9 protein-coding genes and 3 pseudogenes are annotated in these 14408 nt (G+C 58.7%); 9 read left to right on the plus strand and 3 right to left on the minus strand.

What is annotated here, in order from left to right; translation table 11 throughout:
* Positions 1-40: 40 nt before the first annotated feature.
* On the minus strand, positions 41-790 hold the full coding sequence (locus ACSQ36_RS45355; RefSeq protein WP_436187352.1) for an IclR family transcriptional regulator: 750 nt from the start codon (positions 788-790) through the stop codon (positions 41-43).
* A 663-nt stretch (positions 791-1453) separates the two neighbouring features.
* On the opposite strand from ACSQ36_RS45355, the gene ACSQ36_RS45360 reads away from it, so the two are divergent.
* From ACSQ36_RS45360 to ACSQ36_RS45390, 7 genes are all read left to right on the plus strand, one after another.
* Entirely contained in the window at positions 1454-2473 is a 1020-nt protein-coding gene (locus tag ACSQ36_RS45360) for a cupin domain-containing protein (RefSeq protein WP_436187353.1), read from the plus strand.
* Positions 2474-2493: 20 nt separating this feature from the next.
* Complete coding sequence (locus tag ACSQ36_RS45365; RefSeq protein ID WP_436187354.1) at positions 2494-3345, plus strand: fumarylacetoacetate hydrolase family protein; 852 nt, start codon at positions 2494-2496, stop codon at positions 3343-3345.
* Positions 3342-4523, plus strand: coding sequence for a 3-hydroxybenzoate 6-monooxygenase (locus ACSQ36_RS45370; protein WP_436187355.1), 1182 nt, complete (start codon positions 3342-3344; stop codon positions 4521-4523). Before ACSQ36_RS45365 ends, ACSQ36_RS45370 begins: the two co-directional genes overlap by 4 nt.
* Positions 4520-6001, plus strand: a complete 1482-nt coding sequence (locus ACSQ36_RS45375; RefSeq protein ID WP_436187356.1) for an MFS transporter — start codon at positions 4520-4522, stop codon at positions 5999-6001. The genes ACSQ36_RS45370 and ACSQ36_RS45375 overlap by 4 nt, the downstream gene beginning before the upstream one ends.
* Before the next feature lie 123 nt (positions 6002-6124).
* Positions 6125-7600 (plus strand): aldehyde dehydrogenase family protein, encoded by a 1476-nt coding sequence (locus tag ACSQ36_RS45380; protein ID WP_436187357.1) that lies wholly within the window; start codon positions 6125-6127, stop codon positions 7598-7600.
* A 227-nt stretch (positions 7601-7827) separates the two neighbouring features.
* Entirely contained in the window at positions 7828-8916 is a 1089-nt protein-coding gene (locus ACSQ36_RS45385; protein ID WP_436187358.1) for a PLP-dependent aminotransferase family protein, read from the plus strand.
* Positions 8917-9023: 107 nt separating this feature from the next.
* Positions 9024-10316, plus strand: coding sequence for a spinster family MFS transporter (locus tag ACSQ36_RS45390; protein WP_436187359.1), 1293 nt, complete (start codon positions 9024-9026; stop codon positions 10314-10316).
* A 432-nt stretch (positions 10317-10748) separates the two neighbouring features.
* Here the strand turns inward: ACSQ36_RS45390 and ACSQ36_RS45395 are convergent.
* Positions 10749-11451 (minus strand): annotated as a pseudogene (locus tag ACSQ36_RS45395) (DDE-type integrase/transposase/recombinase); the annotation flags it as partial.
* Positions 11452-11671: 220 nt separating this feature from the next.
* On the opposite strand from ACSQ36_RS45395, the pseudogene ACSQ36_RS45400 reads away from it, so the two are divergent.
* A pseudogene (locus ACSQ36_RS45400) lies at positions 11672-12178 on the plus strand (IS66 family transposase); the annotation flags it as partial.
* A pseudogene (locus ACSQ36_RS45405) lies at positions 12174-12511 on the plus strand (IS66 family transposase); the annotation flags it as partial. The pseudogenes ACSQ36_RS45400 and ACSQ36_RS45405, both read left to right, overlap by 5 nt.
* Positions 12512-12925: 414 nt before the next feature.
* On the opposite strand, the gene ACSQ36_RS45410 reads toward ACSQ36_RS45405, so the two are convergent.
* Positions 12926-14077: a porin gene (locus tag ACSQ36_RS45410; protein WP_436187360.1), complete on the minus strand. Its 1152-nt coding sequence runs from the start codon at positions 14075-14077 to the stop codon at positions 12926-12928.
* Positions 14078-14408 lie beyond the last annotated feature (331 nt).

Below are 14408 nucleotides of genomic sequence, written 5' to 3' on the forward strand. Positions count from 1 at the left end.
ACTTGCTAGCGTCATCCACCGATGACTGACGATCCTTTAGTTAGGCGCCGAGTGCGGTCGTGATCTGAGCGGCTGCGGATTTCAGCATGAGAGCCATGCGCTCTATGCCTTGTTGGTTAGCCTTCTTGTCCGAGATCACATAGGAAATAGAACCAAGTGGCGCGCCGTCGGCATCGAATATAGGCGCGCTTATACCAATGACACCTTCATCGATTTCCCCGTGAGTGATCGAATAGCCTGCGTCTCGGATTGCAGCCAGGGAGGCGCGAAGCTCCGCCCAGTCGGTTCCCAGGCCTGCCGCGGCGAATTCCGTTCCATTGCGGGCCTGCAGCGACTTTTTCTCCCGGTCCGATAGGGTTGCCAATATGACCTTCGATGCCGCCCCTCGTGCCAGTGGCATCAGCCTTCCCCGCTGGTAACTTGAGGCAAAGGTTGGATTGCCGGCGATGGCCTGGTCGATACACATGACCTGACCCCGATAAAATCGGCACAAAAGGACTACCGCCGGCCGGTTTACGGCGCCCGAGAGGAACTTCATGGCGGGCTGGGTCGCCGCAAGCAGCGGGTCGGTCTTTCGGATCAACCAGTCGATCTGGATGGCGGCGGGCCCCAGGACATAGCGTCCGGCTCGGAATGAGTCGATAAAACCCGCCTTCGCGAGGACCGCAAAATGCCGGTAGGTTGTGCTCACGGGTTGACCGGTCACTTGAGCCGCCTGTTCGACGGTCCATTCACTTCTTTCGATCGAAAATAAGCTCAGTATCGAAAGGACTTTATCTGACGTAGACATGCGCGCTCACAGTCCCGTTAGGCCGTCGTTCGGCCTCTGACGCCCACGCCCGGGGGCCGGATTTTCCAATCCAGTTAATTTGCGACAACTTCTGGGGGGACGAACGGCCAAGCTCTTACTCCTTGCCGGGGGCTGCGAATAGGCAAACATTCGCCAAATGCTTGGCCGCGCCGTCCAGATAGGTAAAAGAAAGAAAATCATGCAAAATTCCCACTAATTGATAATAATTTGTCGAATACATTGCAGGGCCGGAAGTGTCAAGATAATTTGCGCGGCGGCACTCGCGCACCTTTGGCGCAGCTACGAGGCCCTGCGGGAAGGAACGGCGCACACCGGATCATGTGCGCATCCAACAGGATTATCACTATATGACACTAGTCTAGCCTAGAACTGGGCTCCGACATAGGGGTGAAGCGCCTCTCTCGGCGCCGCGGCGTGGCAACGCATCACTCTGCCCGTGGATCAATTTGCTGACATCCAGGCGCTATAAGCAATAGAGCGCGCCGTGAAAACTCATGTCTCTAGGTAACGATGGTTCGGCCATTGCCAACCGTCAGCCCTGCGGTCGCGCTTATGCGACATCACTTTGTCGCCCACACGTCCTCTTGACAGTGGTTGAAATATTACTATATATTGAGAATTATCAAATATCGGGAGGATGCTATGGAAGCTGGAGAGCTTCGCCAAAGACTCGACGGCGACAACATGGCGCCCTTATGGGAAGTGCTTCGAGGCCTCACGCCGCGCGAACCTCGCCAAGTGATCGATCCTATTGTGTGGCGAGCTGAGACGATCCGCGCGAACATGGTTGTCGCCTGCGAGTCGATCTCAGCCGAGGACGCCGAACGGCGCGTGCTGGTACTTGAAAATCCGCGGCTTCGCGGGCGGTCGATGGCGACGAACTCGCTATATGCCGGAATTCAGATGATCCTCCCGGGCGAGACAGCGCCGAGCCACCGGCACACCGCTTCGGCGCTGCGCTTGATCCTCGCAGGCGAAGGCGGCTTCACTACAGTCGACGGCGAGAAGGTCACCATGGCCAAAGGTGACTTCATCATCACTCCCTCGGGCGTGTTTCACGACCATGGCGCAGAAGGTTCCGACGCCGTCATGTGGCTCGACGGCCTCGACGTGCCGATCGTGCAGCTGCTCAATGCTGGTTTTTCCGCTGACGACACCAATGAACGACAAAACCTGAGCCGTCCAGCCGGCGATTCCTTGGCGCGCTACGCCTCTGGATTCGTGCCGGTCGGCCATATGGCGAGCACCACCACAAGCCCGGTCTTCCATTATCCCTACGTGCGAGCAAAGGCCGCGCTCACTCAACTCGCCCAAGCAGACGATTGGGACGACGCCGTAGCTCTGAAGCTTCGATATACGGATCCGACGACTGGAAGCTCCCCCATCGCGAGCATGGCAGCGTTTCTCCAGCTATTTCCCGCCGGTTTCCGCGGCCGGACCTATCGCGAGACCGATGCCGTGGTTGCTTGCATCGTCGAGGGCGAGCTCCGCGTCAAGATCGGTAGTCAGGCCATCGAGGTTCGCGAAGGCGACGTGTTCGTGATTCCTGGATGGGAGTGGCGGTCATTCGAAGCCGACGCTTCATGTGTTCTTTTCAGCTTCTCGGATCGCTCTCTCCAAGAGTCGCTAGGCTTTTGGAGATCCGAAAAAGCTGCGACTTAACACTCAATCGGAGAAACATAGTGAAGATCTGTATATTCAACGGCGGCCGGCTAGGCATAGTTGACCGCGATGAGGTCGTCGACTGCACCTATCTTCTCAATCGACTGAAGGTCCCCGGCTATCCATTGCCGCGACATGATCTCCTTATCGAGGCACTGCCGAGTTTACGGGGAGAGTTGGAAGCAGCTTTAGCGGATGCTCCACGCCTCCCGCTCAACCAGGTTTCGCTGGAAAGCCCGGTCGCAAACCCTGGCAAGCTCGTCGCCGCCCCGGTCAACTACCAAGCACATCTAGACGAAGCCATCGCTGATGAAGCGACCTTCTCTCGAGGGCACGTTCGCAAGATCCAAGAGACCGGGTTGTTTCTGAAGGCGACAAGTTCATTGGTCGGCGCATCTGCCGACATCGTGATCGGTTTTCCCGATCGTCGCACCGACCATGAGATCGAACTCGCGGTCGTCATCGGTAAAACCGCCAAAAATGTGCGGGCGGCTGAGGCGCTGGACTATGTCGCCGGCTATTGCATCGGCTTGGACATCACGATTCGCGGACCGGAGGAGCGCAGCCTTCGCAAATCCTTGGACACCTATTCCGTTCTCGGCCCATGGCTCGTGACGTCGGACGAACTCAGCGATGCGACGAATCTCGACCTGGCACTCGACGTCAACGGCGAACCTAGGCAGCGGGCCAATACGCGCGATCTGATCATGACCGCGCGCGACCTCATCGAGTTCGCGAGCAGCTTCTATACGCTTGAGCCAGGCGACGTCCTGTTTACCGGAACGCCGGAAGGCGTGGGCCCCATTCGGCCGGGCGACACCGTGTCCGCCTCAATCAGCAAAATCGGCAATATCAAAATGGTGGTCAAATGATGAAACAGGACCCCTTGCTCATTCTCGGCGGCGGCATTGGCGGCCTCGCCGCTGCCCTCGCCCTGGCAAAGATCGACGTTCCAACCATCGTCATCGAACAGGCCAAGGAATTCGGTGAAATCGGAGCAGGCATTCAGCTTGGGCCGAACGGATATCGCGCCTTGATGACACTGGGGCTGGAGGGGGAGGCCATGAAGCTCGGCGTCTTCCCCGACGAACTCGTATTCATGGACAGCATGACCGGAAAACGGATCACGGCGATACCGACCGGCGACGCCTTCCAGCAGCGATTTGATTTCCCCTACACGCTTATCCATCGTGCCGACCTGCATACGACGCTGCTCGATGCCGCCAAGAAGAGCGATCTGATCGAGCTCATCACCGGCGCCCGGATCGACAACATCATTGAGGGAACCACGGTCAAACTCGAAACAAGCGATGGACGAACTTTCCATGGCTCAGCTCTAATCGGCGCAGACGGGCTTTGGTCGCGCACCCGACAACTCGTCGTCGGAGACGGTTCGCCGGTCGTCTCCGGCCATATCGCCTATCGCGCCGTGCTTCCTACCGCCAGCGTGGCGGAGGAATTTCGGCAGAACGCGATGGTCCTTTGGGGAGGAGCGAAGCACCATCTCGTTCAATATCCTCTTCGCGGCGGTGACCTGTTCAATCTCGTCGCCGTCTTCCACAGCGATAAATACGCCGAAGGGTGGGACACGACAGGCGACGCCGCCGAGTTGCACCGGTGTTTCGCGGACGCGTGCGACGTGGTTCAGGCGTTGCTTTCCAAGATCGATGCCTGGCGCATGTGGGTTCTGTGCGATCGAGAACCGGTCAAGAATTGGAGCAAGCACAACATCACGCTGCTAGGCGATGCCGCGCATCCCATGTTGCAATATCTCGCTCAAGGTGCCTGCATGGCCATGGAGGACGCGGTCGTCTTGTCGCGCGCCATCGCGCAGAGCCGGGACGATCTGCCCGCAGCCTTCCAGCATTATCAGCGGCAGCGTTATCTTCGAACCGGGCGATGCCAAGTCATGGCGCGCGTTCACGGCGAGTTCTACCACGCCGAGGGAGTGAAGGCCGAAATGCGCAATATCATGCTGTCCGCAAGGACCGCAGAGCAGTCCTACGCGGGGTTGGATTGGCTCTATCAGGCAAGTGCATTTCCATCGTGACAACGCGCTCAGGTGGCCTCACTGTCAAAAGTAACCGTGATCTGTCCGACGGCCGCGGCGACGACAGCAGCGAGGCACTGATCACCGTTCCAACTCTGTTCTGCATAGGTTTGCCGTCCATGACGACAGTACAAGCCACTACCGCTTCATCACATGTCTTCGATGTTGCGGAGATCCTCGACCGTGGTGAGTGGCATCCACGGCAAAAGCTTATTCTGCTCTTGGCGAGCTTGGTCGCCATGGTAGACGGTGTCGATTCAGGGGTGCTGAGCCTGGCCCTCCCAACGATTGCCAAGGACTGGGGCGAACCCCGTTCAGCGTTTGCGATCCTTATGGCTCTCAGCTTCGTGGCCACGGCTATCGGGACGGCAGTCGGAGGTTTCGCCGGAGATCGCCTCGGTCGCAAGACGGCCCTGATCGGCTCGACATGCGCGTTCGGCGCCTTCACGTTGGCCGGCGCCTTCAGCCACAATCTTCTCGGTCTTGGCTTGATGCGCGGCTTTGCCGCATTGGGGCTAGGCGCAGCGATGCCTAACGTGGCTACTCTCGTTGCCGAATATACCCCGGTCCGTCAACGCAGCCTCGCCCTTGGCATATCCATGAGCGCCCCGCCGGTAGGCGGAATCGTCCTCGGTCTACTCTCCGCCTTTATTCTTTCCGGATATGGCTGGCAGGCTCTCTTCGTCGTCGCTGGCGGACTGCCACTGCTCGTTGCAGTCCTTGTGCTTGCCTTTCTCCCAGAATCGCTGCGGTTCCTCGTTCGAAACCCGGCCAACCTGGCCAAGATCGATAAGATCGTGTCATCCATGCGTTTGCCCGACTTCACGATCTCAGGCTTCATTGACACTGGTGAAACAGCATCTCAAAAGCGTGTCCCAGTTTCTGCCGTGCTCTCCGGATCTTTCGCGCGCGACACTTATCTGATCGGCTTCGCCTTCTTCTTCGTCGTCTTCTCGACCACTCTCGTCTACACATGGTCTCCGACACTCCTGACCGATCTTGGCTATTCCGCAGCCTTCATCGGCACCGGGCTGTCCTGTTTCAGCGCCGGCGGGCTGATCGGCGGCATCATCGGGGCCAAGTTCGTGCAATGGGTAGGCTCACGATCGGCGCTGTTCGGCATGAGCATGGTCGCCGTCGCCTGCGCGGCCTCGATGGCAGTCTTGCTTCGGATTACCGATGGCAATGCAGGGGGGTGGATGTTCGTCGGTCTCTTCTGCGCGGGATTTGTGATACCGGGTACCGGGGCGGTCATTTATGTATTGGCAGGGCAGATTTACCCCACCTCGTTCCGGGCAACAGGCGTCGGCCTCACCGCCGGCCTTGGAAGGTTTGGTGCAGTCACAAGTGCGGTTGTCGGCCCCTTCCTGCTCCACGGACATGGCATCCCGTTTTTCCTCGTCATTGCGACAACGATGCTGGCCGTGGCACTTACGCTCCTCGCCGTCCGGCGCCGCGTCGAGAAGCAAGGGACCTGACGGCCATCGTGCGCGCTCGACCGCTAGGCTTGTTTTTGTCCTAACATCGCGACACAGCTTCGTCGCTCTGCCAAACGCCGCGTTCTCCACGCGGCACCACTTTCGCCTCCGAGGATCATGACCATGACCAGCCAACGCACTCCCTATTCCGGGTTCACAGGCCAATATATCGCCGGCGATTGGCGCCCCGGGAGTGCGGGGAAAACAGCCTGTAGCGTCGATCCCTACAATGGCGAAACCCTCGCAGAGATCACCCTGGCGGGGGTGGACGACCTCGAGAAAGCTTACGCAACGGCGGCTGTGGCGCAGATAGAGTGGGCACGGACTGGTCCCAGCCGGAAGATCGAACTCTTCCGGCGGGTGCTCAGCATCATGGAGGACCGGCAGGCGGAGATTATCAATTGGATCGTCCGCGAGACCGGTGGCACCCTGCTGAAGGCTGGCGCTGAATGGGCCGCCGTTCGAGGGGGCCTGATCGAGGCTCTCACTTTGCCCTCGCGCGTCGAAGGCCGGATCATGCCGATCGACAGTACAGGCAAGCAAAGCTTCGTCTATCGCGAGCCCGTCGGCGTCGTCGGCGTGATCAGTCCTTGGAACTTTCCTATGCATCTATCGAATCGCTCGATCGCGCCGGCGCTGGCTACGGGCAACGCCGTCGTCGTCAAGCCTGCCGAAGACACACCGGTGACTGGCGGCCTTCTCCTCGCGAAGATTTATGAAGAAGCCGGCCTCCCTGCTGGACTCCTAAATATCATCATAGGCGATGTGGAGGAGATCGGTGACGCGTTCACGCTCCATCCCGTGCCTAAATTGATCTCATTCACCGGATCGACGAGGGTCGGCAAGCATATCGGCGAACTTGCGATGAGTGGCAAGACGCTCAAGCACATAGGCCTCGAACTTGGCGGCAACGCACCATTCGTAGTGCTTGACGATGCCGACCTCGATCAGGCGGTCCGCGCTGCGATCTTCGCCCGGTTCCTCCATAGCGGCCAGATCTGCATGAGTTGTAATCGCATCATTGTCGATACCTCCCTGTATGACGAATTCGTCGAGCGGTTCGTGGAGCATGCACGCACACTCACTGTGGGCGATCCCAGCGACCCCAAAACAGTGATTGGACCGCTGATGAACGCCAAACAGAAGGCGGCGGCGCTAAAGAGTATCGCGACCGCCCGCCAAGCCGGGTTCGACGAGCGGCTCGGCGGTGAGGCCGATGGTCTTCTCGTGCCGCCCCATGTCTTTGCGAATGTTCGAAATGACAGCGTATTTGCGCAGACCGAGCTGTTCGCTCCAATCGCGCCGATCATCCGCGCCAACGGTGAACGGGAGGCGCTTGCGCTTGCCAATCAAACCGAATACGGGCTTTCCAGCTCGGTCTTCACGCGGGATCTTACGCGCGGCATCCGCTTCGCCCGACAGATTCAGGCCGGCATGACGCACATCAACGACATTCCGGTGCAAGACAGTCCCTTCAACATGTTTGGTGGTGAGAAGAATAGCGGTATCGGTCGGTTCAATGGCGATTGGATCGTCTCAGAACTGACGCGTGATCATTGGATTACCGTGCAAGAGACGGGGATAGACTATCCGTTCTGAGCGCGCCTGTCGCCGCGACATAGATCCTATGCAGCGAGAGATTCGTCAAGGGCCGAAGTCGTGGATATGACTGCTTCAGGTTCGCTCATCGCCAGAGTGGCCCCGAACGTGATCATCTTTGCTTCCGCCTGCTCGGACTCGCGTCGACGTACGGTCCACCCGCTCCCGGGTGAGAAGAGTCTGCGAGGCAGGGCGTCGCCTCGCTCATCGAAGGAGGAGGTCGTAAGATGGATTTGAGAATGAACGTGCCGCCGCAGCCCGAAGCGGCCGCGCTGCCAAACAGGATTCGTTCGGCGCTCGCGACCTTGCAGCGCAGCAGGGACGTCCTGGACCTGCTGAGCTATGGCAGCAGCACGGGCAGCCTAGAGGACCGCAGGGCTGGCGCACTGTGGCTGCGTCCCCTTCTGGGCGCGACGGACGTCGATAACCTGGTAGTCTGCGCCGGCGGTGCCTCCCTGCTCGTGGCGCTGGTTACGACCTTCGTAAGATCAGGCGAAGCCATTGTGACCGAAGCCCTGACATATCCCGGAATCCGTGCCGTGTGCCGCCACTTCGGCGTGCCGCTCTTCGGCGTGCCGATGGACAGCGAGGGCATTATCCCCTCAGCCCTAGCCGAGGCCTGCCGGCGTCATCGGCCAAAATTTCTTTACTGTACTCCAACCATCCAGAACCCTACGACCGCGACGATGTCGCGGGGCCGTCGATTGGAGATCGCCGAGGTCGCCAGGCAATTCGACCTCACAGTCTTTGAAGACGACGCCTATGCGCTGCTGCCCAAAGAGTCGTCGCCCCCTTTGGCGTCGATCATTCCGGACCGAACATACTACATTTCAAGCCTTTCCAAGTGCATTACGCCGGGTCTGCGCGTTGCCTTTTGCGTCGGCCCCGAAGCCAGCAGAGCCCAGATGACAGAGGGCCTTCGCGTTATCACTCTGCTTGCACCGCCGTTGACGGCTGCTGTCGCAAGCCAGTGGATCGACGATGGATCGGCCTCTGCCATCCTGGACGCGGTGCGGACGGAATGCGGCGCCAGGCAGGACATTGCGCGGCAGATCCTGGACGGCGAAACGATCGCGGCCCACCCCGCGGGTCCTCACCTGTGGCTGTCATTGCCCGGAGAGTGGACGATCCCTGAGTTTGGTGTTCACCTTCGGGCGAATGGCGTTGCCGCGAAGGGCGATGGCTTTGCCGTCGACGGGGTGCATCCGAACGCGCTGCGCATCGGGCTGGGGGCTCCACGGACGCGGGGCGACCTGGTCCGGGGACTGGAGTTCCTTAAGACCGCCATTTGCGAACAGTCGATGCGGGTTAGCTGACGTATCAATTCGCGTCTGAACCAGGGCTCAAGTATCAAGCCGTGGGAGATGAGACGTAATAACGCGAACTACATAGGAGACACAAATTGAAATCCGAGGAAGTTTTCGTGGGAGCATCACGTCGGCCGGCTAGAGCCGCCCCCGCCGGATGGGTGTTGTTGTTGTTGACGGCGGCAATGGGCATCAATCAGCTCGATCGGGGGGTGGTCGCGATCCTGCTGCAATCCATCAAGGCAGAGATGCACCTGTCAGACACCGCCCTCGGCTTGCTGACTGGATTCGGCTTCTCAGTCGTCTACGTTGTCGCGTCGATCCCGATCGGGCGAATGGCAGATCGGTATAGCCGCATCAACATGATCTCGATCGGCATGTTGTTCTATAGCATTGTGGCCATCGGGATGGGGTTTGCGGCCAACATGACGCAGCTAGTGTTGGCGCGATCCGCGGTGGCTATAGGCGAAGCGACCGGTAGCGGCCCCTCCACCTCCCTCATCGCCGACCTCTATCCCGCCCGGTCGCGGGCTCGGGCCATCGGGATTTGGGCGTCGGGCACCTACATCGGGCTATTCCTCGGATTGAGCGCGGGCGGGTGGCTGAACCAGCATTACGGGTGGCGGGCAGCGCTCGCGGCAATGGCCGCGCCGGGGGTGCTCCTGGCGGTCGTGCTGAAGCTCACGGCAACGGAGCCGACGCGGGGACAGTCCGATGACCAAGGCGCCGTAGAACAGCCCAAAAGCACGCTGATCGCGTTGCAGCAGCTCTTTGCCAACAACGCGTACCTGGTGCTGCTATGCGCCGTAATGGGCTCCGCCTTTGTGAACTACACCTTCTCCGCCTGGACCCCCGCAGTGCTCGCGCGTGTCGATCACCTCGACGCCGCCTCGATCGGGTTAGCATCGGGCTTCTTTCGAGGGTTGCTCGGGCTCGTGGGCGTTCTTTTGGGTGCATTCGCCGCTCACATCGCAGGCGGCCGGCTGCGCACCATGGGCATGATCGCCGCGGTGTCTGCCCTCTTGATCGTGCCCAGCATGTTGATGTTCCTGTTCGCCCCGTCTAAGGTGTTGTCGCTGATCGGGCTGGGTCTCGGCAACCTCCTGTTCGCTGTCTGCCAGGCTCCAGGGCTTACCATGGTGCAGGCCGTCGTTGCGCCCGGCAATCGCTCGTTCGCCATGACACTGGTCCTGAGCATTTCCACGTTGTTCGGACTAGGACTGGGTCCCCTCGTGACCGGCATGATCAGCGATGCTACATCAGCACGGCTCGGGTCGCAGAGCCTCATTTATGGACTGCTCGTGCCCACCGTCATGTCGCTCGTGACGACGGTCTTTTACGTTGTGGCGGCGTACATGGCACCGGCAGCTGCGGCAGAGGGCGGCAAGGCGTCACTTCGGGCGGGTTAGAGCTCGTAAGCGGCAGTCGACGATGTTTGGAGGGGCCGCGCGCCGAAAGCGAACGAGAGCAGGGCGGGGTAAGTCGAACGTAGGCCGCAAATCTCACTGGATGTATGGGCAAATTGCTGACGATATAGCTCTATATAGTCGTTAAAAATGTTGTGGCGTAAGAGCTATTGGGATAATTGCTTCGGAGCGTGAGGTATCTATACTGCACCACAGATCGACATCGCTGTGGAGGGCGCCGCCTGGACGCGTACGTGCAAGGAGAAACGAGTACACCGTAACTAACCTGCACAGGATGAAACGGTGGATCTGGCAATCGTCGGCGGTGGTTTGCCGGATTAACTGCTGCAATCGCAGCTGCCAAATGCCGGGATCAAGGTGGTGGTGATCGAGGGTGGGAATGGATTTGCCGCCGTTCCTCAGGACACCGCCCCACACGTGGGTTGATGAATCGGTCCTGCTCCTGAACCCGCGTAGCGAGCGGTACTTCAGCGCGCTGTGAGGATGATGCTCGTTGCAGCGCTCGATCGCGACGACGAGATTGTGCGCCGCAGTCTTTGCGTCGGGCTTCGGCATGAAGGCGACGTAGTCACGTTTCATCCTCTTTACCGAGCTCTCCGCCATTCCATTACTTTGCGGGCTGCAGATGGATGTGGTCAATGGCTCTAGCCCGATGGACGACGCGAAGCTCCGAGTCTTGTCCGCTGTGTAGCCCGAGCCATTATCCATCAGCCACTCGCTTTCAGCCGGTGCCTTCAAGACGTTACCAAATCGGTTTTCGACGGCGGCAAGCATCACGTCACGCAACACATCGCCACTGTGAGCACCGATCGTCCGCCGCCCAGCTCATGGCTTCACGGTCACAGCAATCCAGAGCAAACGTCACGCGCAGTGGCTCGCCGTTGTCGCAGCGAAACTCGAATCCATCGGCACACGAACGCCGGTTGTTCTTCGCCACCGCGACCTTGCCATCGTGCCGACGACTCGGCCGTGACGGCGGAGGTCTGCGTTGTAGCAGCAGGCCATGAACGCGCATCACCCGATACACGCGTTTGGCGTTCACTATAGCGATATCTCGGCGCTCCCTCTCACGGCGCAACATGCCCCAGACCCGGCGATATCTGTAGTTCGACAGGTCAGTGACGTTCTTCTGAACAGCAAATTCGTGTTGATGTCGTTACGCCGGGCAACTCGCGATACCGACGCTCCCGACTCGAAGGTCTGTTCGACTAAGTGCCGCTTTGTATCAACGGGAAGTTCGGTCGCCTGCTCTTCGGGCTACGACTCAATGTCTCGTCCACCTTAGTTCCCATCAAATCGTCTAGTGGGAACTAAAGTAGCGACCAGCTCAATCAACCGTGGACAACGGCCCTCGCGAGTCGCTTACGGACCACGCGCGCCGGTACGTCTCCAACGTGCATGAGACGGCTCCGTCGGAAACCACGAAGAAATGGCTCGACATGATTGGCGAGTTCTACCAAATCGAAGCTGATATCCGCGGCAAGCCGCCGGACCAACGGCGACGCGTCAGGCAAGAGAAGAGCAGCCCATTGCTTGCATGCGAGGCGTTTGGCGTAAGCCAAACGTGTTACCGCTATGAGCGAAAGCGCAATGCAGAGAACGGTCAAATCGCTGACTGGTTACTGAAGCTGACCGACAACCACCGTAACTGGGGATTTGGGCTGTGTTTCCTGTACTTACGCAACGTGAAAGGCTTCGGGTGGAACCATAAGCGAATTGACTGCATCTATCGCGGACTCGAATTGAATCTGCGCATCAAGCCTGTGCGGCAGGCCCCAGAGCCGTTGGTTGTGCCGATGTCGGTGAATGCGGTGTGGCCGATGGATTTTATGCACGACCAACTACTCACTGAACCGCTGGGACGGGCTCACTCTGTTCTGTGATGACGGCCGCATCGAGATCAGCAACCTGCTCGCGGAAAACGCCTAGCGCTGCGTGGCCCTCGGCCGGCGCAACTTCATGTTCGCTCGCTCTGATAGCTTGGTGAGCGGGCCGCCGCGATGTATAGCCTGGTCGGCTCATGCAAATTGAGCGACATCTACCCGCGCTCCTACCTTGAATACGTGCTTACGAACATCGCGGATCACCAAGCCAGCTGCATCGACGAACTGTTACTCTGGAAGGTCGCGAAGCATCTTCCCCCGTCTAAATCCGCCTCGTGCACAAACTGCGGGTAGTGCCGCTTTGAAGGAATTCGAGCAACCAGACGGTGCATCAATTGATGTCACGCCACCAGCAATGCGGACTCGCGCAGGGGTTCGCTCAAGAGCGAACTGGTCTATCATCGCGCGAACAGACTAGGCGTGCCATCAGCGAATACATCGAAATGTTCTACGACTGACAGCACGCAGGCGCGTCTGAACTACCTGTCGCCTGGCGCGTTCACGCAGCGTTTCTACCTAGAGCGGAATGCTGCTTAACCGGTTGGCCTCCAGTGATTCCGACCGACCTCAGATTCCGCACGCTCCGCGCCTCCCATCCGTCGGGCTAGCGTACCGCGGCGACCCTTTGCGTCAAACGCCGCGTTCACAAGTTGGAGGCTTGATTCGTCGACGACTGACGCGATGGAAGGGGCCTCGGTCTGCTGGGAGCTAAAATTTGTGCCGAATTCCAATGAGCGTTACGACCTGATTCGCGGTCGACGATGGCGATAGCAGGTACATCTGCGCTCGAGCTGCCTTGCCGGTCGAGTCGGTGCCCGAGGCGTGTTGATACGCTCCGATGAGATATAGGTCAGTTCGTTTTGACAGAAAATAATCGACTCCGGCATTGGCCTGCTGATAAGTCGCATCATTCACCTCGTAGCCTTTGGTGAGTGTGTACCCTACGCCCACCTGCAGATCCGGAGCTACAAAATAGCTGGCGCTGACGTCCACATTGTTGAATTTGGCGCTCCCCGGAGCACCGACAGCAGGCAAACCCGGCTCTGTTCCGATTTTGTTGAACTGCACGTTCGTATACAGTGCGGCTAAAGTCAATGAGCCAATTTTGTAAGAGGCGCCGGCCGCGAAATTTTGTTGCGTCTTGGCAGAGGCGTACCCGGCATACACCAGGCTGCTCATGTTGGAGCCCGTTGTACTTGATAAAGGGTTGTTTCCCCAATAAGAGTAGTTAGGATTCCGGGCATTTACGTAACTCACCGCTAACGACAATGAACCCCCATCGTATCCGGCGCCGACAGAATAGATTTGATTTTTGCTGAACTGACCCGGGATCCCGCCAAGACTATAGATGCCCCCAAAAGAAAAGCCAGCGTAATTGACGCTCTTGAACGCGATCGAATTATTCAGGTGGTTGGAGATCAGGTTGTCCATGTCCCCGGGATGCACGCTGAAAGCAGCACCAAATTTCACTGCGCCTGAAAAATTGGCTATGTACCAGAAGCTTTCATCGTACTGCCGCCCTAACGTTAGGGTTCCATATTTTGAAGAACTGACACCCACATAGGCTTGGCGTCCGAAGAAGTCGCCGCCTTGTCCGAGTGCCCCGGTCGTGCCCGAGAAGCCATTTTCCAGAACAAAAACGGTGGAAAGGCCGCCACCCAAGTCTTCGACACCGCGAAATCCGACGCGATCGGCTTGAGGGCCGCCACTGCTGAGTTGGTACTGCTTTCCGCCGGCACTATTGTTGGCATACTGAATGCCAGTGGCGATCAGTCCATAAAGCGTCACTGAGCTTTGGGCATGGGCTACCTCTACGGAGGCCGCCGCGATGGTTAGGATAGCGAGTGTCAGGTGTCTCATTTTTTTTAATATGAAATTAGGGGATATTTAACGTCTAAGTTTTGCTGACGTGGCCGTGTAAAAACTTGCAAACTGCCGACTACCGGCTTGGCTATAAAAATTAGGGTTACTAAGTAAATGACCAAAGAACTGGTCACCCGAAATGCCTCGACGCATACGTAGCATCGCTGACTCGACGGGGAGGTGGGTGAGCCGGTTACTCTGACCGGCGCCTCTGGACAAGCGCAGAGAACCATCTACCGAAGTCATCACCGTCTCCTTTAACCTCTGACATTATTGATGCAGCATTTAATTTGCACTACAAATGTTCTGTCATGGTGCCTCACTTTCC

Source organism: Caballeronia sp. LjRoot34, assembly GCF_964253815.1.
In the GTDB taxonomy this organism is placed as follows: domain Bacteria; phylum Pseudomonadota; class Gammaproteobacteria; order Burkholderiales; family Burkholderiaceae; genus Caballeronia.